Below are 19645 nucleotides of genomic sequence, written 5' to 3' on the forward strand. Positions count from 1 at the left end.
ACGACCTCAACCGGTGGGGCTGTGTCGATATCCGGAGCCGGCGCCATCTCGATGGGCGTTGAATCCTGTTCCAGCTCCGCCAATGGGCGCCACGAGGGCATGCCTTCGCACCACAGCAGCGTGCGTGCCGTCACCGTGCCGTCCTGCTGCAGGCGACGCAGGGCGGCCAGGTCCACCGGTCCTTCGCTCTGCCTGCTGTTGGCGTACCACCACTGTGCTTCCTGCATGAAAACGTCCTTGCTGCGTTGATTCGTTACCGGGTGACCGGTGTCCACGGTGCCGCTGACAATGTCTGAGACAGCACGTGGCTGCCACCCGGCGGCAGGGTCACCACGTCGGGCCCGGCGTTGGCCGCTTCCAGGCAGACGTAGTCGCGCCAGCCCTCACCCACATCTGCCATCTTCGCTGCAGCCTCGGCACCGGGATTCCACGCCACCAGCGAGCGACTTCCTTCCGTACGGATGTCGATGCGGCGTTTCAGCACCGGATCGCGCAGGACATAGTGACCCTTGGCCTGCGTGTAGATGCGGTCGCTGCGCCCGGGATCACGGGGATCGCGCAACGTCCAGGCGCCCTGCTGCCGACGCGGCGTCGCATAGTTCTCGAACTTGTCCAGATAGTCCAGCCCGTCCACGCCGTCCACCTCCACCGCGCTGGCATCACCCACGCGGAAATAGTTGTGCAGCGCCTGGGTGATGCTGGCATGGGAACTGCCGACGTTCTCGGTGATCAGTCGCTGGGTCAACTGGCGGCCTACGCGCACAGTCATCCGCAGCCGCAGGTCCAGGCTCTGCAGCACCGGGGGTGCCAGCGTGAGCTCGATGCTGCCGTCGTCCAGGCGACGGGCCTGTTGCAGTTCCCACGGCACGGTACGCACGAAACCGTGGGCGGGCACGTCGTTGCCCTGGCCCTGGCGGCCGAAGTACGGCCAGCAGACGGGGCTGCCTCCGCGGATCGGCGTGGGCAGTTCGGCGCGCCGGGGGGACAGCCACATCAGATCCGGCTGGCCCTTGGGCACGAAGGAAAGCAGCTGGCCGCCAAACACACTGACGGCCGCGCTGGCGTCGGCAGTTTCCACCAGCCAGGCATCGAGCCCTTGGTACTGCCCGCTGCGTACACCCTGGATCTGCTGCACGTGGGATCGACTCCGTATGGCCGGCGATTGCACGGCACTGTAGTTGCTGGGAAGCATGAAACGCGTGGGCACCGGCGCAGTGCGCGGCGTGTTCTGCAGAGTGCGAAGGATACGCTGTCCCGCGCGCCCATCTGCGTTGGCCCAGCCCAGGCGCTGCTGCTCGGCCTGGATCGCGCGGCGCGTGGCGGTACCGATCATGCCGTCGGCAGCACCGATGTCGTGGCCGCGGGCCAGCAGCTGGGTCTGCAGCTGGCGGCGCTCATCGCGGCCCAGGCCTGGATCGTCGGTCGGCCAGGCGGTAGCCAACCCGTTGCCGCCCCGCAACTCGTCGGCCAGCGTCGCGATCGCCAGCGCATAGCTTTCGGCAGCGTTGTAGCTGTAGATCGCGTCGTAGTTGCGGAACACCAGCAGCGCCGGGCCCTTGTTGCCGGCCGGCAGCAGCAGGGCGGCGCGCGCATCCGCCGGCAGGTTGGCCGGAGCCAACGCGCTGCCATCCAGCGCGGTCACGCCCTGCGCGCGCCAATCGGCCAGGGCGCGACGCTGGGTGCGGCCGGCCTGGCTGGCGTTGAAGCCGGCGGGCACACGCACCTCCATGCCCCATGGTTCACCACTGCGCCAACCGGCACGCTTGAGGTAGTTGGCGGTGGAGGCCAGTGCATCGGGAATGCTGCCGACCAGATCGCGGCGGCCATCGCCATCACCATCCACGGCGATGCGTGCATAGGTGCTGGGCATGAACTGGGTGTGCCCGAAGGCACCGGCCCAGGAGCCGGTGAGCCCCTGTGCCTGCAGGTCGCCGCGGTCGATCAGCTTGAGCAGCGCCAGCAGCTCACCGCGGAAGAAAGGTTGGCGGCGGCCGGCGCACGACAGCGTGGCCAATGACTGCAGCAGCGGGCGCTTGCCGAACACGCGGCCGTAGTCGCTCTCCACGCCCCAGACCGCGACGATGGTGGCCGGATCGACGCCATACTGGGCCGACACGCGATCGAGCAGGTCGCGGTGCTGCTGCAGCAGGGCGCGACCATCAGCCACACGCTGGCGATCAACCAGCGCGGCCAGATAGTCCCAGATCGGCGTGGTGAATTCGGGCTGTGCATCGAGCAGGCCGAGCACGCTGGGGTCCGGGGTGAGCCCGGCGGTGATCTCGTTGAAGCGGTCGGCGCCGATGCCCTGGGTCGCGGCGGTGGCCTGCAGGCCCGCCAAGCAGCGGCTGAACGCCGGATCGGTGCTGGTGGCGGAAGCCGCAGGCAGCGCCGGGGTCGACGCAAGGGCGGCCGCCAGGCCGAGCGTGGTCAGAACAGGCATGGCGTCCTCCGTGTTGCCGTTGCACGGCCATCTTAGGGGCAGCGGTGCCGCCGAACCTGAAGGGGCACCGGCTGGCCACCACCTCAGGCGCGGCGCAGCAAGCGCAGGCCGTAGGCGGGGCTTTCGGCATCCCATCGCTGCGCCACCTGCAGGCCCGACTGCCGCAACAGCGCGTCGAAGCTGTCATCGGTGTACTTGTGGCTGTACTCGACGCGGATGGGTTCACCGGCGGCGAAGTGGAAAATGTGGCCATCCAGGTGGACGTCCTGTGCCCGCTGGCTGACCAGATCGGTCTCGATGCGCAACCGCGCAGTGCTGTAGCGTGCACGATGACGGAAGCCATCGAGATCGAAGTCGCTGCCGATCTCGCGGTTTAGGCGGGCCAGCAGGTTGAGGGTGAATGTGGCGGTGACGCCCTGCGCATCGTTGTAGGCCGCTTCGATCAACGCCGGGTCCTTGTGCAGGTCGATGCCGACCAGGGCCAGGCCATCATGCCCCATGGTCTGGCGCATCGCGCGCAGCAGCGCGACCGCGTCTTCTCCTTCAAAGTTGCCCAGCGTGGAACCAGGGAAGAACAGCAGCCGTCGCGCGGGTCCGCGTTCGGGCACGGGTACGGCGACGGGACGGGTAAAGTCGGCACAGACCGGCAGCATCTCCACCTCGGGCAGCGCCGGGGCCAGATGGTCGATGCTGGACAGCAGCGCGGCACGCGAGATTTCTATCGGCGTGTAGGCCACCGGCTCGTGCAGGGCGGTCAGCAGCAACGCGGTCTTGCGGCCACTGCCGCTGCCCAGTTCCACCACGTGCAGGTGCGGCCCGACGCATCGGGCGATGTCCGGCAGTACCCGTGAAAGCAGGGCCAGCTCGGTGCGCGTGGGGTAGTACTCGGGAGTATGCGTGATCTGCTCGAACAGGCGCGAGCCGCGTGCATCGTAAAAGTACTTGGACGGCAGCTGGCGGGGCGTGCGCAACAACCCGGCCATCACGTCGGTAAGGATCTGCTGGCGGCCGGGAGTGAGATCGGTCAGCGCCTGCAGCGCGTCCTGCACCGTACTCATGCGAGATCCCTGGCCAGGCGCAGCCCGGAGAACTGCCAACGCGCCGGGGGCATGAAGAAGTTGCGGTAGCTGGCTCGCACGTGGCCACGCGGCGTGGCGCAGCTGCCACCGCGCAGCACCCATTGCCCGCACATGAACTTGCCGTTGTATTCACCGAGGTTGCCGGCGAAAGGGCGAAAGCCCGGATAGGCGCCATACGCGCTGTGGGTCCATTCCCATACATCGCCGAACAGCTGCCGCAGCCCACTGCCCTGCCCCGCCCGAGGGTGCAGCTGATCGTCGTCGGCAAAATGGCCACGCAGGGGCTGCGACGCAGCCGCGGCTTCCCACTCGAACTCGCTGGGCAGGCGCGCACCAGCCCAGCGGGCGCAGGCATCGGCCTCGTAATAGCTGAGGTGGCAGACCGGCGCATGCGGGTCCAGCTCTCGCCAACCGCCGAGGGTGTACTCGCGCTGCAGGGCATCGTCCCAGTACAGCGGGTGCTGCCAGCCCTCGGCTTCGCGCAACGCCCAGCCTTCGCTGAGCCACCAGCGCGGCTCGCGGTAGCCGCCAGCCTCGATGAAGGCGAGGTACTCGCCATTGCTGACGGGACGCTCTGCCAGTGCGTGTGCGGGGAGCAGCACGCGATGCGCCGGCGATTCGTTGTCGTAGGCGAAGGCGGCGTGCTGCGGCCAGGCTGCGGCGCCAATGGTGACGATGCGTTCGGGTGATTCGATCCAGCCCTGCGCACTGGCAGCGCTGGTGGCAGGCTGCAGGTCCTCACGGTAGGCCGGCTGCAATGGATTGCACCAGAACGCATGCTTGATGTCGGTCAACAGCAGTTCCTGGTGCTGCTGTTCGTGCTGCAGGCCCAACTGCAGGTGGTGCAGCGCCTGCACGTCGAGGTCACCCGCCGCCAGCCGTGACTGCACCTGCATGTCGACCTGCTGGCGGTAGTCGCGCACCTGCTGCAGCGATGGCCGCGACAACAGACCGCGTTGCGGCCGCGCGTGCGCCGGACCGATGCTTTTGTAGTAGCTGTTGAAAAGATAGTCCCAGGCTGGATCATGCGCCGGCGCGCTGGCGAATCCTGCCAGCACGAAGCGTTCGAAGAACCAGGTGGTATGGGCCAGGTGCCACTTGCTGGGACTGGCGTCGGCCATGCTCTGCAGCATGGCGTCCTCTGCACTGAGCGGTGCGGCCAACTGCAGGCTGCGGGCACGCACACGTGCGAAGTGGTGGGCGAGGTCGTGCTGCGGGGCAGCGACGGCGGTGGGTACGCTGTCCATGCCTACAGCATCGGCGCAGTGCGGTGAGTGCGACGTCATGGCGGCACACTGCCCCATTCACATGGTTGCGGGCATACCTTTTCAGGAAGCGCGTGTTCAAGAAGCGGGTGAGGACGCCGCTAACGGCAGTGTTGCGGCCGCATCGTCACCGCACTGGACTTCCTGCGTGCCCCTGCATCCACTCCGCCAGCCTGCGCATTACCTGTTCGTGCTGCCCGCCATGCTGGTCGTCCTGGTGCTGTGGATGGCACTGGGCACCGAGGATGTGGCCAGCCCGGCCCAACGCATCCTGCCCTGGCTGCTGGCCTGCCTCGGCGCGGGCCTGGCCCTGCTCTACCACCAGATACGCACGTTGTGCCTGCTGCTGGTCGTGGCGGTGGTGTTCGCCCTGCTGCACCGGGACGTCGGGGGCTACCTGCGCAGCGGCCATGTCGACGCCTGGACTCCGTTGCGCTTCCACGCAATCTCGGCCTGGGTACCGCTGCTGTTTGCCGGGCTGGCACTGTGGCCGGAACGCGGACGCCGACGCCAGGACCTGCTGCTGCGCAGCGTGGTCTGCGGCGCGGCCCTGGTGATCTTCCTGCTGCTTGCGGCACAACAGCCGCAGGGCATGCACGATCTGCTGTCGAGCCGTCACTGGGCCTGGATTCCCGCCGACTGGAATGCGCTGGCGCAGCTGCCGGCGCTGCTGTTCCTGCTGGCGGCCGCAGCGTTGGGCTGGCAGGCGTGGCGGCATCCGCGGCCACTGCACACGGCGATGCTGCTGGCCCTGCTGTGCCTGTGGTGGATGCTGCCGCGGATCTTCCTGCAGCCGGTACTGCTGGCGGCGCTGAGCAGCGCTGCCCTGCTGCTGATGCTGGGCGCGATGCTGCAGGAATCCTTCCACATGGCCTTCCGCGATGAGCTGACCGGCCTGCCGGGGCGACGAGCGTTCAATGAGACCCTGCAGCGGGCGCGCGGCACCTACAGCATCGCGATGGTGGACGTGGACCACTTCAAGTCGTTCAACGACACCCACGGCCACGACACCGGCGACGACGTGCTGCGCCTGGTGGGGTCGCGGTTGGCGCGTGTCGGCGACGGTGGCCGAGCGTTCCGCTATGGCGGCGAGGAATTCGCGGTGGTGTTCCTGGACCGCCCGGCGACGGCCTGCATCGAGGCCGTCGAAGCACTGCGGCAGAGCATCGAGGACACCCGCATGCAGCTGCGCGACCGCAGCACCCGCAGCCGTGACGACGAAGCCGGCCGTCAGCAGCGCGGACGCGGCGGCACCGGCCAGGTGGTGCAGGTGACGGTCAGTATCGGGCTGGCCGACAGCCGCGTGGATCCGCGACCGACGGCAGTGGTCAAGGCCGCCGACCAGGCGCTGTACATGGCCAAGGACGGAGGTCGCAACCAGGTCCGCGCGCACGGCGGCCAGCGCCTGCTGGCTGCATCCAGTGCGTAGCGCTCAGACCGCGTCGAGGTAATACCAGCGGCCGTCGATGCGCCGGAATCGGCTGTGCTCGGTCATTCTCACCGCGCTCCCGCCGCCGATGCGGTAGCGCGCGGTGAAGCGCACTTCAGCACTGTCTGCGCCGGTGACCGTGTGGTCGTGCACGGTCAGGCCCAGCCAATGGGTGCGCTGGCCTGGCGCATCGTCCAGCGACAGCTCGGCCGGTCGCGTGTCCGGGTGCCAGGTGTGGCGCAGGTAGCCGGCCAGGCCCCTCACATAGGCGCTGTAGCGCGAACGCATCAGGCGCTCGGCATCGGGCGCGGCCTCGCCGGCATGGAAACGGCCACAGCAGGCCGGATAATCGGCAGGAAGGCCACAGGGGCACGGATCGGCGGATTTTCGGCTCATGCCGGCATTGTCGCCGGGTTGCAGGAATTGATCCATGCACGGCGGCAGTCACCCGGATCAGGACAGGCGTATGCTGTCGCGCCCCCACTTTGATTGATCGCCGTGCTGGAACTGGTTCCCCCTGAGTTGTGGTGGCTGGTGGTGATCGCCTTCATCGCCGGTCTCGTGGATGCTGCCGTGGGCGGCGGCGGCCTGGTACAGCTGCCCGGCCTGTTCACGGTGCTGCCACAGCAGACACCGGCGATGCTGTTTGGTACCAACAAGTTCAGTTCGATGTTCGGTACCGGTGCGGCTGCCTGGCGCTATGCGCGCAATGTGCGCTTCCCGTGGAAGCCGGTACTGTTCGCGGCCGGCACGGCCTTCATCTTCTCCTTCGCCGGGGCCACGGCGGTCAGCCTGTTGCCCAAGGACGCGGTGCGCCCACTGGTGCTGGTGCTGCTGATCGCGATGCTGGCCTATACGCTGTGGAAGAAGGACTTCGGCGCGTTGCACCGGCCGCAAGAGATCGGCCGCCGCGAACTGGTGATCGCGCTGGCGATCGGTGCGGCGATCGGCTTCTACGACGGCTTCTTCGGGCCAGGCACCGGCAGTTTCCTGATCTTCCTGTTCGTGCGCTTCTTCGGGCTGGATTTCCTGCGCGCGTCAGCGGCTTCGAAGGTCGTGAACCTGGCGACCAACGTGGCAGCGATCTCGTTCTTCGTGCCGACCGGCAACATCCTGTGGCTGTTCGCGCTGCCAATGGCCGCAGCCAACATCATCGGTTCGGTGGTGGGCACGCGCCTGGCGCTGAAGGGCGGCACGCCGTTCATCCGCAAGCTGTTCGTGGGGCTGGTGGTGGTGCTGATCGCGCGGATGGCGTGGGATACGTTCCGCGCTGCGTGAATGCGGTTGCCGGCCAGCGGCCGGCACTACCGAATCCCGCCCATGGGTAGTGCCGGCCGCTGGCCGGCATTCCCCTTCAATCGGCCGGGTCAGGCCTCGGCTTCTTCCGGTTCGTTGGCCTGCTGGCGGCTGCGCTCGGGCAGCTTCAGGCGCTTGCCCTCTTCGTCGTACTCGATCAGCAGCACGCCGGAGTCGTGGCGGCCGCTGATTTCGACGAAGCAGGCGCCGCCGATGAACGGTTCCAGCGTCATCACCGACTTCAGCGGGGTGGCGACCACCATCTGGAAGCCGAAGTTGTCGAAGATGTTCATCGCCAGCGCGGTGAACTCGTTGTCGGCCTTGTCGAAGGCCTCGTCGAGCACGACCGCGGCGTAGCTGGGCAGCTGGCTGTCGGCGCCGCCGAGCTGGTAGCGCAGCGCAGCCGCCAGGCAGGTGGTGGCCAGCTTCTGGCGCTGGCCACCGGACTTGCCGGCGCCGCTGCGGTAGATCTCGACCTGCTGGCGCGTTTCCGCATCCAGCTCGACGCCGATGAACTCCACGTGCATGCGCACGTCCAGCACCAGCTCGCGCCAGCGCTTGTCTTCGCCTTCCTGCGAGCCGAGGCGGTTGACCAGCTGGCGCAGAACGGTGAACTGCGACTCGGCCAGCTCACGCTGCTCGGTCTGCTGCTGCGACAGCACCTCGCGCAGCTGCAGGTGGAACTCGGCGACCTCCGGCAGGCGGCGGTCGCTCAGTTCGATGGTCAGCAGCGTGCCACGGTTGAACGGCACCTGCTCAAGGCTGGCGTTCACCTCGTCCAGGCGCTGGCCGATCGACTTGCGGGCCTCTGCGCTGTGGCGCTGCAGGGCCAGCAGGTTGTTCTTGCTCTGGTTCTGCAGCAGGTCGAAGAAGCGCTCTTCGTGCTGTGGCAGGCCGTCGCGTTCCAGCCGTTCGAGGCGTGCGAGGAAGTCCTCGGCCGAGGCCACCGACACGGTGAAGTCGCCCGACTCCTCCGGCCACTGCTGGATGAAGCGGCGGAAGCAGCCGATCAGCTGGTTCTCGATGCGGTTGAGGTCCTGCTGCGAGGACGACAGCTGCTCGTTCAGCGCGTTGCTGACCTGGCGCATGTGCGCTTCGAGCGTTTCCAGGCTGAGCGGACCCTGTTCCTGCAGGCGCTCGGCGAGGCCGGCTTCCTGCTCCTGGGCCAGGCTCGGCAGCACCAGTGCGCGGCTCTGCTGGCGTGCGCGGTCAAGGCGATCACGTTCCTTGACCAGCTGGCCGCGCTCGACGCGGACGTCTTCATAGGTACGGCGGGCCTGCTCGATGTCGGCACGCACGGCGTCGATCTGCTTGGCCAGCTTGGCGAGATCGGCGTTGCCTTCGCGCAGGTCGCGCAGGGTGGCTTCGATATCGCTCAGGCGCTGCTGCGGAGCGGCGATGTCGATCTCGTTCCAGCTGATGCTGACCAGCTCGTGGCACGCCAGGCGGCGTTCGTTGTCGCGGTCACGCTGCCCGCGCAGGCGCGCGATGTCGGTCTCGCAGCTGGCGATGCGCTTGGCCAGTTCCTGTGCTTCGCGCTCGAAGGCGCCCACCTTGTCGTGGTTGTTGAAGCCGAGGATCCAGCGACGGCGGTCGCCCACCGCACTGCGGTCGTCCTTCTCGAAGCGGTCGCCGGGATGCTTGACTTGGCCTTCGCGGGTGATGCCGCGGTCGACGTTGCGCAGCTGCTTGGCATCCACGCATTCGTAGTCGAAGCGCCTGCCCAGCTCGCGGCGCAGCCAGCTTTCGAACACATGCTCGCGCAGTTCAAGCTTGTGCAGCAGCGACTTCGCCGATGGCTCACGGGCGAATGCATCATCGTTGCGGCGCACGCGGTAATAGGTGAAGCGCATGCCGAGGTGGGTACGGTTCACCCATTCGGCGACGTCGTTGTAATGCTTGTCGTCGACCAGCAGCGACAGCGCGAAGCCACCCAGCACGCGCTCGATGGCACCCTGCCAGCCCTGCTCTTCCGAGCGGACCTGGATCAGTTCGCCGACGAAGGGCAGTGCCGCCTCGGCGATGCCGGTCTCTTCGGCCAGACGCGCGCGCAGCTTCTGCATCGGCGCCGGGATGTTGGAGGGCGTGCGCTGCATCGCTTCGAGTTCGGCACGGACCTCGCCGAAGCGGCGCTCGTCATCGCGCTTGCCGCCCAGGCGGTCACTGATCGCGTCGTCCAGTGCCGAGGAGGCACGCTGGCGGTCCTGCAGTTCGTTCTGTGCGCGCTCGACCAGTTCAGCGAAGCCGTGGGCGTCGTCCGGCAGTTCGGTCCCCAGCTGCTGCGCCGCCTGGCGTGCCTGCTCGCGCTTGGCCTGGCGGCGGTCGCGCTCAGCTTCGGCACGGCCCTGCTCGCGTTCCAGTTCTTCGATGCGCTCACCGCCCTGCTGGCGGCGCTGCAGTTCCAGTTCGGCCAGGCGCTCGGTGTGATTGTCCAGTGCGGCACGGCGCTGGGCTTCTTCGCCAAGCAGGCCGCGGTCACGCACGTCCATCTCGCGCAGGCGCGCTTCGATCAGCGCCTGGCGCCGGCTTTCGCGGAAGCTGTCGACACCCAGCTTCAGCGCTTCGTCGTCGCCGCGGCGGCGGTGCATTTCCTTCAGGTCGTTGTAGTAGGCACGCGCCGGCAGCAGGGTTTCCACCTGGCGGCGGGCGGTGACCACCGCCTGGTGCGCGCCATCAAGCTCGGCGAAGTCGCTGACCAGGCGCTCGGCGGCGTCGAAGGTCTTCGGCGTGTCGAGCATGAAGTCGCGCAGGAAGACGTTGAGGTCGCCCAGGTTCTTTGCCGACTGCGTCTTGTGCAGCAGGCGCAGCGCCATCTCGTTGTCGATGCCGAGCAGGTCGCGGAAGCGCTCGGCGTAGCCGGAGAAGGTATCGAAGTGGTGCAGGTCGGGCAGCTTCTGCTTCAGCTTGCGCAGGTCCAGGTCGAAGCCGCCGAGGTCCTTGGCGATGTCGAACGGGCGCTCGGCGATCATGTAGTGCTTGCGCACGTCACCAGCCGAGGTGCCATTGCCGGAGATCCACAGCAGGCGCACCAGGCTGACCACGCGGCCATCGCCAGCGCGGTATTCCAGCACCAGTGCGGTCCAGGTCGCGCCCTTGCGCAGGTACTGGGTGGCGATTTCGCCGGTGCCGCTGTCCTGCTGGTCGGCCCACGCGCCGCGCACGTAGGACACCAGGTTGCGGTCGCGGCCACTGCGCTCGGCTTCACGCGCAGCGGCGTTGAAGTCGACGATGGCCGGCGGCGTCAGCAGCGCGGACATGGCATCGAGCAGGGTCGACTTGCCCGAGCCGGAGCGGCCGACGAACAGGAAGCCGCGCTCGGCGATCGGTACTTCGGTCAGGCCGTTGAAGGTGCCCCAGTTGTGCACCTGCAGGCGGCGCATGCGGAACTGCTGCAGGCGCGGGTCCGGCAGGCCTTCGTTGAACAGGGCGGGAGTGTGCTTGGAGATAGCCATGCGATGGTCGGGTCTCTCAGGCCTCGGCGGCCGGGGTTTCACGCAGCTGGCGGTAGACCGCCGAAAGCTGGGACACGTCTTCGGCGGAGAACAGCAGCTTCAGCGCCGGCGAGACTTCGTGGCGGTCTTCCTGGCCGCTGAGGCGGGTCAGGATGTGGTTGTCCTTCATCTTCTGCACCGCCGATGCGACGCGACGGTTGAAGCCGGCGCGGTCGGTGGACAGGTTCTTTTCGTAGATGGCCAGCGCTTCGGCCATCTCGGCGTCGGCGACCACCGCGCGGTTGCCGCGCGCATCGGCCTCGGCCAGCTGCTGGCGCAGGTACAGCAGCAGCACCGAGTCGATGAAGGTCAGCGGCGAGGTGCGCAGCAGCACCGGCGCATCGACGTCCTCGGTATCGGCCTGGCGGGTGAACGCCACGCCACTGTCGCGGTCGAGCACCAGTTCCAGGAACAGGTCGGCCAGCGACGAGCGGATGGCCGCTTCGCTGCGGATCAGCGCCGGCCACAGCTTGGCGTGGCGCAGCTGGTCGATGCTGGGGCCGATCAGCAGCTGGCACAGCGCGCGGCGCGCATCCAGCGGCAGGCGCCCGGTATCGCCGAGGTAATACACGTCGTTGCCACGGCGGGGCTGCGCCACGGCCGCCACCGGCTCGGCCTCGTAGGCGTCTTCCGCCATGTCGGCCTGCGCTGCGTCGATGGGATCTTCATGCCAGCTCATGGCGTCTCTCCTGGGTGAACCAAACCAGCGGGATGCGGGCGCGACGGATCTGGCCGTCGCCACCACGCCATTGCGCAAGCTCCTGCTCGCCGGCGACCACGTTGCCGAAGCGCGTGCCCAGCGACAGGTAGCCGATGACGCTGCCAAGGCCCTGCGGCGCCTCGCGCTGCGACAGGGCCTGGGCGATGCTGAGCCGCGGCTGGGCATCGAGCAGGTCGTGCAGGTCGCGGCGCAGGGTGCGGAAATCGATTTCGGACGAAGCCACCAGATCGCCGACGCTTTCCAGGCTGATCGCGGCGGCGTCGTTGTACTCGACGTTGCCATCGACCTGGGCGCTGCGCGGATCGTGCAGTTTCCATTGCGACCACGAGCGCAGGCGGCTGGTGGTCAGCTGCAGGTCGCGGCCGATGCCACGTTGTGCGGGGAACTCGTCACGCAGTGCCAGCGCTTCGGACTGCGCCTGCTTCAGCAGCTGGTTGAGGCGGCGCTGTTCCAGATAGCCACGGCTCTGCACGAAGCCGCGCAGGCTGCGCGCGAAGTGCTGCAGCACATCGTGCACCTGGCCACCGCGCTCGAGCATGGTGCTGGTGAAGCCGCGCAGGAAGTTGCGTTCGTTGCGGTCCAGGCGGCGGGCGAAGCCGCGCGCCAGCACTGCCTCCAGTGCGGCATCGAGCTGGGCGCTCTGCTCGGCGTCGTTGAGCAGGCGCCAGAAGGCCTGGAAGCTGCGCCCGGCATCACTTTCGCCGATCACGTCCACGCCTTCGAACAGCTGCGACAGCACATCGCCGCGCTCGCCCTCGTCGTCGATGATGCGTTCGCGGAACTCGCGGTTGAGCTGCTCGAAGTCGTCGCGCACGCGGCGGAAGTCCTCGGTCAGCTCGTCGGCCAGGCCGATGATCTGGCGCGCACGTTCCAGCGCGCGCTTGCCGTCCAGCGCGATCACACGGCCGGCGCCGACACGGGCAATCTCTGCGTCGATCCGGTCGCGCTCGTCGCGCAGCGCCGACAGGCGTGCGTCCGGATCGGATTCGGTCTGCGCGGCCAGCTGCGAGAGCTGTTCGATGACCAGTGCCAGGCGGCTTTCGGTGGCGGCCACGCGGGCCTGCTCGAGACCGTCGGCGAAGCGGATCGCCTGCAGCGCCGCGGTCGACAGTTCGTACTGCTCCTGGTCGGCGCCCTCGGGCAGGCGGCGTTCCAGCCAGCCCTGGGCCAGCCAGTGCGCGATGTAGGCCTGCGCGGTACGCGGCAGCTCGCGCGACAGTTCATCGCCGTTGAGCTGATCCAGCGCACGCTGCAGGCGCTCGTTGAGCACCGACGAAGGCAGGGTGCGCTCGCCGTCCATCAGCAGCCCCTGCAGCAGGCCGATGATTTCCGGAGCGTGGTCGGCGGCGAGCAGCTTCCACTGGGGCTGTTCGCGCAGATGGCGGTAACGGGAGATGCGTTCGCGATGCTTCATGCAGCGAAAGGAGTCATGAGGGCTGGCGGGGAGGGGCAGCCACGCACGGCGGCCGCGCCGGCAGCCGTGGGCATGCCGGCCCGCAGGGGCCGGCGGAGTGCGGTCAAGCGGCTCAGCGCTTGCCGCCCACTTCGATGAAGCGCAGGAACTCGGCGCGGGTACGCGCGTCGTCGCGGAAGCTGCCCAGCATCTTGGAGGTGACCATGCTGACGCCGCGCTTGTGGATGCCGCGGGTGGTCATGCATTCGTGCGCGCCTTCGACGACCACGCCGACACCGATCGGCTGCAGCACATCCTGGATGCACTGGGCGATCTGCGCGGTCATCTTCTCCTGCACCTGGAAACGGCGGGCGTAGGCTTCGACGACGCGGGCCAGCTTGCTGATGCCCACCACCTTGCCGGCCGGCAGGTAGCCGACATGCACACGGCCGATGATCGGCGCCATGTGGTGCTCGCAGTGGCTTTCGTACTCGATGTCGCGCAGGACGATGAGTTCGTCATAGCCGGCCACTTCCTCGAAGGTGCGCTCCATGTAGGCGCGCGGGTCGTCGCGGTAACCGCTGAACCAGTCGCCATAGGCTTCGGCGACACGGCGGGGGGTATCCAGCAGGCCTTCACGGGACGGGTCCTCACCGGCCCAGCGCAGCAGGGTGCGCACGGCATCCTCGGCCTGGTCCTGGGTCACGTCGCCCTGCGGGGCGGCCTTTTCGTTGTTCTTGCTCATTGCGTACAGCGTCCCGAACGGGGGGCGAGCATCGTACCCGACCGGGGGGTGGGTCGTCCTGTTGGGACGGTTCATCGGGGGGTTCTTCCGGCGCCTCGTTGCTGCTGAGCGAGAGGGGGAAGGGGCAGGCCGGGCAGGACACGCCGCAAGTACGTCCCTGTAGGCTCGGCCACGGCATCCATGCCGTGGACGGTCCTGCCCGGCCTGCCCCTCCCCCTCTCCGACGGTTTCCTGCGGGCGCGGCCGGACCGCCCGAAAGCGGGGGCAAAAGCGGGGGTTCATGGCTTCTGAAGCACCGCGGGCCGCTGCTGCGGTGGGTGCGGGCCGTTGGTCCGCACTGCTCCTGCCTTTAAAGAGCCAACCCACCGCGCTCGCGGGGTGATGGGAGGGCAGCGGGGCCGGGCGGGGCAGGACCGTCCACGGCATGGATGCCGTGGCCGAGCCTACAGGGACGTACTTGCGGCGTGTCCTGCACCGTCCGGCCCCCGCTGCCCCACCCGACACCAAGCGGGCGCAACGCTTTCCTCAGTATTCCTACCCACCCATTCAGCAATACCTATTGATAGGAATGAAATTAGTAGTATCCTATCTATCTCTTATGGACCGACCCCTCGACGAGCGCACCGTGCTGCAGATGCAGCTCAGCTCCGGCCTGCTGTACGCAGGGCGGCAGTGGCAGCGCCTGGCCGACAGCCGGCTCGGCAGCTACGGCATCTCCACTGCCTGCACCATGCCCCTGCTGATGATCGGCCGCTCCGGCGGTGGCATCCGCCAGGTGGCGCTGGCCCAGCAGCTGGGCATGGAGGGTCCTTCCCTGGTACGCCTGCTGGACAAGCTGTGTGCCAGTGGCCTGGTCCGCCGCGAGAGCGACGCCAGCGACCGCCGCGCCAACCTGTTGTGGCTGACCGACGAGGGCCATGCGCTGGTCAGCGAACTGGAAGACCAGTTGATCGGCCTGCGCCAGGACGTGTTCGGCGAGCTTTCCATGGATGAACTGCACGCCGTGCTGAAGGCATGGCGCCTGCTGGCCGAGGCCGCCGACCGCATCACGTAAGAGCGCTGCCCCCGAACGCCGCCGCTGCCGTGCACACGCCAGCGGCTTTTACCCGTTGCCGTTGTTTCGTTGTTCCTCCCCTTCCCCACCTCGCCCCCGCCCCTACCGATGCCCGGTGAATTCAGTCTCCATGGAGTGTTCGTCCCGACCCTGCTCGGGTTGATGGTGTTGGCCTACCTGGTCAACAGCGGCCTGCACGCGCTGCTGCAGCGTGCCGGTGCCTATCGCCATGTCTGGCACCCGGCGCTGTTCAACCTGGCGCTGTACGGGATCGTGCTGGGCCTGCTGTTCCACCTCCTGCGTTGGATGCAATCGTGAACAAGATCGTGAAGAAGACCCTGCCGGTGCTGCTCACCAGCGCAGCCGTGATCGTCGCCCTGCTGGTGCTGCGCCAGCTGTGGGTCTATTACATGGATGAGCCGTGGACCCGCGACGCCCATGTCGGCGCCGACGTGGTGCAGGTGGCGCCGGATGTTTCGGGCCTGGTGGAAACGGTGAACGTGGCCGACAACCAGGCAGTAAAGAAGGGCGACCTGCTGTTCGTGGTCGATCGCGCCCGCTACCGCATCGCGCTGGAGCAGGCCAAGGCCAGCCTGGCCGAGCGCCAGGCCTCGGTGGCACAGCTGCGCCGCGAGATCGGCCGCGACCGCAGCCTGCAGGACCTGGTTGCCGCCGAGGACGCCGAAGTGCGCCGCGCCAAGCTGCAGGCCGCACAGGCGGCGCTGGCCACCGCACAGGCCGCAGTGGACCTGGCCGAGCTCAACCTGGGCCGCACCGAGGTGCGCGCGCCGGCCGACGGCCGGGTCAACGACCGCACGATGCGCGTGGGCGACTACGTGGTGGCCGGCAAGCCGGTGCTGGCGCTGCTGGATACCGGCTCGTTCCGCATCGATGGCTACTTCGAGGAGACCCGCCTGCGCGGCGTGGCGCCGGGGCAGCGCGTGGACATCCGCCTGATGGGCGAATCGACCCCGCTGCACGGCCATGTCGAAAGCATCGCCGCCGGCATCGAAGACCGCTACCGCAGCAACGGCAGCACCCTGCTGCCGAACGTGACCCCGGCCTTCGACTGGGTGCGCCTGGCCCAGCGCATTCCGGTGCGCATCGCCATCGACGAAGTGCCCAAGGGCGTTGAGCTGATTGCCGGCCGTACCGCCACGGTGACCGTGCAGACCACCAGCACCAAGCACGACGACAAGGCCGGCACCGTGCCGACACAGGCGGGCCTGTGAACGCCGCCCTGCCCCGTCTCGGCCTGATCGTCGCACTGGCCAGCCTGGCCGCGTGCAAAACCGTCGGCCCGGACTATGCACTGCCCGAAGGCTCGGCCTTCAAGCGCCCGCAGGCCAATGCGGCGTTCATCGATACGCAGAACCCGCAGATTGCCGCCAACCAGGCGCTGCCCGACCGCTGGTGGTCGCTGTACAACGACCCGGTGCTGGACGGGCTGATCACCCAGGCACTGCGTGACAACGTGGAACTGAAGGCCGCCGATGCGCACCTGCGCCGTGCGGCGGCGGTATACGAACAGGCGCTGGACGCCGGTGGCTTCGAGTACGAAGCCGAGGCCGGGGTCAGCCGCGCGCAGCTGTCGGCCGAATCGTTCCTGCAGGAGCACGAACTGCCGGTGATCAACCTGGCCGATGGCAAGTTCGCGGTCAGCTACCAGTTCGACCTGTTCGGCAAGCTCAAGCGCGGCGCCGAGGCGGCGCGTGCCGACGAGCAGTCCGTTGCTGCGGCGCGCGACCTGGCCCAGGTCAGCGTGGTCGCGCAGGTCGCCGACAGCTACCTGGAAATCTGCCACGCCAACCACGAACTGCACGTGGCCGAGCATTCGCTGCAGCTGCAGCAGCGCAGCCGCAGCGTCACCGAGCGCCTGATCGCAGCCGGCCGCGGCACGCCGCCGGAACTGGCCCGCGCCAATGCGCAGGTGGCATTGCTGGAAGCCGCGCTGCCGCCGCTGCGCGCGCAGCGTTCGGCGGCCGCCTATTCGCTGGCCGCGCTGCTTGGGAAAACCCCGGGCCAGCTGCCAGCCGGCGTGATCGACTGTGCGCACGCGCCCAGCCTGGCGCAGCCGCTGCCGGTCGGTGACGGCCGGGCACTGCTGCAGCGCCGCCCCGACGTGCGCCAGGCCGAACGCAAGCTGGCCTCGGCCACCGCGCGGATTGGCGTGGCGACCGCCGAGCTGTATCCGGACATCCGCCTCGGTGCCTCGGTGGGTGCGGCTGGCCTGCTGGAAGACTTCGGCACGCCGATGACCCAGCAGTGGTCGATCGGCCCGCTGATCTCGTGGACGCTGCCGTCGTCCGGTACCCACGCGCGCATCCACGCCGCCGAAGCCGGTGCCGACGCGGCCCTGGCCGAGTTCGACCACACCGTGCTGCAGGCGCTGCGCGAGACCCAGACCGCGCTGGACCGCTACGCCCAGGACCTGCGCCGCCTGCAGTCGCTGCACACCGCGCAGGAACAGGCCGCATTGGCCGCCGAGCAGAACCGCCGCTTGTACCAGGGCGGCCGCACGCCGTACCTGTCCAGCCTGGATGCCGACCGCAGCCTGGCCACCAGCGATGCCACCCTGGCCGCCGCCGAAGCGCAGGTCTCGCGCGACCAGATCCATCTGTTCCTGGTGCTGGGTGGCGGCTGGCAGGCAACGTCCGCCAATGCACAGGCCTCGGCGAAGTAAGCCATGAACGCGCTGACCGATCGCCAGGCGTGGCTGTTCTCGATCAAGACCTACCTGGCCGCGGTGGCCGCGCTGTACATCGCCATGGCTGGCAACCTGTCGCGCCCGTACTGGGCCATGGGCACGGTGTACATCGTCAGCCAGCCGCTGCTGGGGCCGACCCGCGCCAAGGGCGTGTACCGCATCGTCGGCACCCTGGTGGCCGGGCTGGCCACCCTGCTGGTGCTGCCGGCGCTGGTGGAAACGCCGCTGGTGCTGAGCGCGGCGATGTCGATCTGGCTGGCCGGCTGCCTGTTCATGGCCCTGCTCAACCGCGGCCCGCGCGGCTACGCGTTCCTGCTGGCCGGCTACACCACCGCCTTCATCGGCTTCCCGGCGGTGACCTCGCCGGAAACCATCTTCGACACCGTGGTGGCACGCAGCGAGGAGATCATCCTCGGCACCGTGGTGGCGGTGCTGTTCGCCTCGCTGCTGTTCCCGGCCTCGGTGCGCCCGATGCTGCGCGCCCGCATCGGCAACTGGATGGAGGACGCCGCGCAGTGGTGCCGGCAGATCCTTGAACGTGGCCGCGCGCATGCGCCGCGCAACCGGCTGGCCGCCGACCTGGTGCAGTTCGAGGCACTGATCGAGTTCCTGCGCCGAGACGACCCGCGCCACGCCGGGTCTGCGGTGTCGATGGAGCGCCTGCGTGAGCGCATGCTGCTGCTGTTGCCGGTGCTGTCCTCGATTGCCGATCGGTTGAGCGCGCTGCGCAGCGGCGGCCAGGCCCTGCCCGAAGGGCTGCCGGCGCTGGTCGACGACATCCGCGATTGGCTGGACGGCCCGACCAACGCCAGCGAATACGCCCGCCTGCGCGCGCGCATCAGCGCGCTGAAGCCGCAGGTGGACCGCGACCTGCAGCACCTGCAGCTGGCCAGCCTGCTGCTGCGCCTGGAGGAGCTGGTCGACCTGTGGCAGGACTGCCGCACCCTGCAGCACGCGATCGACCACGGCACCGCGCCGCTGGACCGCGCGCACTACCGCATCCGCACCGAGCGCGTGGCCGCCGACAGGCACGTCGACTACGGCATGGCGCTGTTCTCCGCGCTCAGTGCCGGCGTGGCACTGATGAGCTACTGCGTGCTGTGGATCGCACTCGGTTGGGAGGGCGGTGGCAATGGCGCGATGATGGCCGCGGTGACCGCCGCGTTCTTCGCCGCACAGGACGATCCGGCCCCCAGCATGGTGCAGTTCCTGGTGTGGGCGATGGTCGCCTCGGTAGTGGCGGGCGTGTACCTGTTCGGCGTGTTTCCAGCCGTGCACGACTTCGGCCTGCTGGCGCTGGTGTTGGCGGTGGCCTTCCTGCCGCTGGGACTGCTGCTGCATCATCCCAAGAGTGCGCTGTTCGCGCTGCCGCTGACAGTCAACCTGGCTGCGTTGCTGAGCCTGCAGAACACCTACAGCGCCAACATCCAGGTCTTCCTCAACTCGTCGATCGCGATGTTCATCGGCATTGGCTTTGCAGTGGTGATGACCCGCCTGTTCCGTTCGGTAGGTGCCGAGTGGACCGCACGCCGGCTGGTGCGGCAGGGCTGGACCACGCTGGCCGAAGCCGCCGAAGGACGTGGCCAGCAGGACCGGCAGCGCTTCGCCGCACGCATGCTCGACCTGCTGGGCCTGCTCGCACCGCGCCTGGCGGCGACGCCGGAGGGCAGCGACATCGCCTCGGTGGACATGCTCAACGAGGCGCGCATCGGCCTGAACATCCTGCAGCTGCGCCGTGCACGGCTGGAACTGCCCGAGCGCAGCCGCGAAGCCGTCGAGCACATCCTGGAGGAGATCGCTGGGCACTACCGGCGGCAGATCGCGGCGCGCAAGCCGATGGTGGCGGCCGACGCGCTGCGCGAGCGGCTGGATACCTCGCTGGCACGGGTCGGCAGCGTGGCCGCCTGCAAGGCCCGCGACGAGGCGCTGATGGGCCTGATCGGCCTGCGCTTCGCGCTGTTCCCGGAGGCGAAGGCGCTGGCGCCGGAGTGGGCGGACACCGACGCTGCATCAGCCTGATAATGA

16 protein-coding genes (1 of these 16 only partly in view) are annotated in these 19645 nt (G+C 68.5%); 7 read left to right on the plus strand and 9 right to left on the minus strand.

Translation table 11 applies throughout. From position 1 onward, the window contains the following. From ACMGRF_RS18235 to egtB, 4 genes are all read right to left on the minus strand, one after another. A protein-coding gene (locus ACMGRF_RS18235; RefSeq protein WP_049412490.1) for a DUF2628 domain-containing protein crosses the window boundary here: on the minus strand, positions 1 to 227 show its start. 547 nt of this gene lie to the left of the window's left edge; the window shows 227 of its 774 coding nt (coding positions 1-227); the start codon lies at positions 225 to 227; its stop codon lies beyond the left edge, outside the window. 26 nt (positions 228 to 253) lie between these two features. After that, positions 254 to 2440 carry a lytic murein transglycosylase gene (locus tag ACMGRF_RS18240; RefSeq protein ID WP_414485456.1) on the minus strand — a complete coding sequence of 729 codons (2187 nt, stop codon included), beginning with the start codon at positions 2438 to 2440 and terminating at the stop codon, positions 254 to 256. Between the two features lie 83 nt (positions 2441 to 2523). Beyond that, the gene (gene egtD, locus ACMGRF_RS18245) at positions 2524 to 3498 is read right to left on the minus strand and encodes an L-histidine N(alpha)-methyltransferase (RefSeq protein ID WP_049412495.1); all 975 of its coding nucleotides are present in this window, start codon (positions 3496 to 3498) and stop codon (positions 2524 to 2526) included. Further along, positions 3495 to 4766 (minus strand): ergothioneine biosynthesis protein EgtB, encoded by a 1272-nt coding sequence (gene egtB, locus ACMGRF_RS18250; RefSeq protein ID WP_049412498.1) that lies wholly within the window; start codon positions 4764 to 4766, stop codon positions 3495 to 3497. The genes egtD and egtB overlap by 4 nt, the downstream gene beginning before the upstream one ends. Before the next feature lie 166 nt (positions 4767 to 4932). Here egtB and ACMGRF_RS18255 point away from each other — a divergent pair, with 166 nt between their 5' ends. After that, the gene (locus tag ACMGRF_RS18255) at positions 4933 to 6213 is read left to right on the plus strand and encodes a sensor domain-containing diguanylate cyclase (protein WP_049412500.1); all 1281 of its coding nucleotides are present in this window, start codon (positions 4933 to 4935) and stop codon (positions 6211 to 6213) included. 3 nt (positions 6214 to 6216) lie between these two features. On the opposite strand, the gene ACMGRF_RS18260 is transcribed toward ACMGRF_RS18255, so the two are convergent. After that, positions 6217 to 6609: a YchJ family metal-binding protein gene (locus ACMGRF_RS18260; RefSeq protein WP_061480648.1), complete on the minus strand. Its 393-nt coding sequence runs from the start codon at positions 6607 to 6609 to the stop codon at positions 6217 to 6219. A gap of 102 nt (positions 6610 to 6711) precedes the next feature. Between ACMGRF_RS18260 and ACMGRF_RS18265 the strand changes: the two genes are divergently transcribed. Then, positions 6712 to 7491 (plus strand): sulfite exporter TauE/SafE family protein, encoded by a 780-nt coding sequence (locus ACMGRF_RS18265; protein WP_049412519.1) that lies wholly within the window; start codon positions 6712 to 6714, stop codon positions 7489 to 7491. An 89-nt stretch (positions 7492 to 7580) separates the two neighbouring features. Here ACMGRF_RS18265 and ACMGRF_RS18270 read toward each other — a convergent pair whose 3' ends face one another. The 4 genes from ACMGRF_RS18270 to folE form a co-directional block, all read right to left on the minus strand. After that, entirely contained in the window at positions 7581 to 10961 is a 3381-nt protein-coding gene (locus ACMGRF_RS18270) for an ATP-binding protein (protein ID WP_099486022.1), read from the minus strand. Between the two features lie 16 nt (positions 10962 to 10977). Next, the gene (locus tag ACMGRF_RS18275) at positions 10978 to 11679 is read right to left on the minus strand and encodes a DUF4194 domain-containing protein (protein ID WP_049438706.1); all 702 of its coding nucleotides are present in this window, start codon (positions 11677 to 11679) and stop codon (positions 10978 to 10980) included. Beyond that, a complete protein-coding gene (locus ACMGRF_RS18280) occupies positions 11666 to 13135 on the minus strand; it encodes a DUF3375 domain-containing protein (RefSeq protein WP_049412510.1) in 1470 nt (489 codons plus the stop codon). Before ACMGRF_RS18280 ends, ACMGRF_RS18275 begins: the two co-directional genes overlap by 14 nt. Before the next feature lie 112 nt (positions 13136 to 13247). Continuing rightward, positions 13248 to 13859 carry a GTP cyclohydrolase I FolE gene (gene folE, locus ACMGRF_RS18285; protein WP_004141296.1) on the minus strand — a complete coding sequence of 204 codons (612 nt, stop codon included), beginning with the start codon at positions 13857 to 13859 and terminating at the stop codon, positions 13248 to 13250. A 598-nt stretch (positions 13860 to 14457) separates the two neighbouring features. On the opposite strand from folE, the gene ACMGRF_RS18290 reads away from it, so the two are divergent. The 5 genes from ACMGRF_RS18290 (at position 14458) to ACMGRF_RS18310 (ending at position 19639) form a co-directional block, all read left to right on the plus strand. Continuing rightward, positions 14458 to 14913, plus strand: a complete 456-nt coding sequence (locus ACMGRF_RS18290; protein WP_005421298.1) for a MarR family winged helix-turn-helix transcriptional regulator — start codon at positions 14458 to 14460, stop codon at positions 14911 to 14913. A 108-nt stretch (positions 14914 to 15021) separates the two neighbouring features. Then, entirely contained in the window at positions 15022 to 15231 is a 210-nt protein-coding gene (locus tag ACMGRF_RS18295; RefSeq protein WP_025875651.1) for a DUF1656 domain-containing protein, read from the plus strand. Then, a complete protein-coding gene (locus ACMGRF_RS18300; protein ID WP_049441253.1) occupies positions 15228 to 16145 on the plus strand; it encodes an HlyD family secretion protein in 918 nt (305 codons plus the stop codon). The genes ACMGRF_RS18295 and ACMGRF_RS18300 overlap by 4 nt, the downstream gene beginning before the upstream one ends. Beyond that, positions 16142 to 17596, plus strand: a complete 1455-nt coding sequence (locus tag ACMGRF_RS18305; protein ID WP_164283810.1) for an efflux transporter outer membrane subunit — start codon at positions 16142 to 16144, stop codon at positions 17594 to 17596. Before ACMGRF_RS18300 ends, ACMGRF_RS18305 begins: the two co-directional genes overlap by 4 nt. A 3-nt stretch (positions 17597 to 17599) precedes the next feature. Next, entirely contained in the window at positions 17600 to 19639 is a 2040-nt protein-coding gene (locus ACMGRF_RS18310) for an FUSC family protein (protein ID WP_049441257.1), read from the plus strand. Positions 19640 to 19645 lie beyond the last annotated feature (6 nt).

This window comes from Stenotrophomonas sp. EMP41 (genome assembly GCF_047495535.1).
Lineage (GTDB): Bacteria > Pseudomonadota > Gammaproteobacteria > Xanthomonadales > Xanthomonadaceae > Stenotrophomonas > Stenotrophomonas sepilia.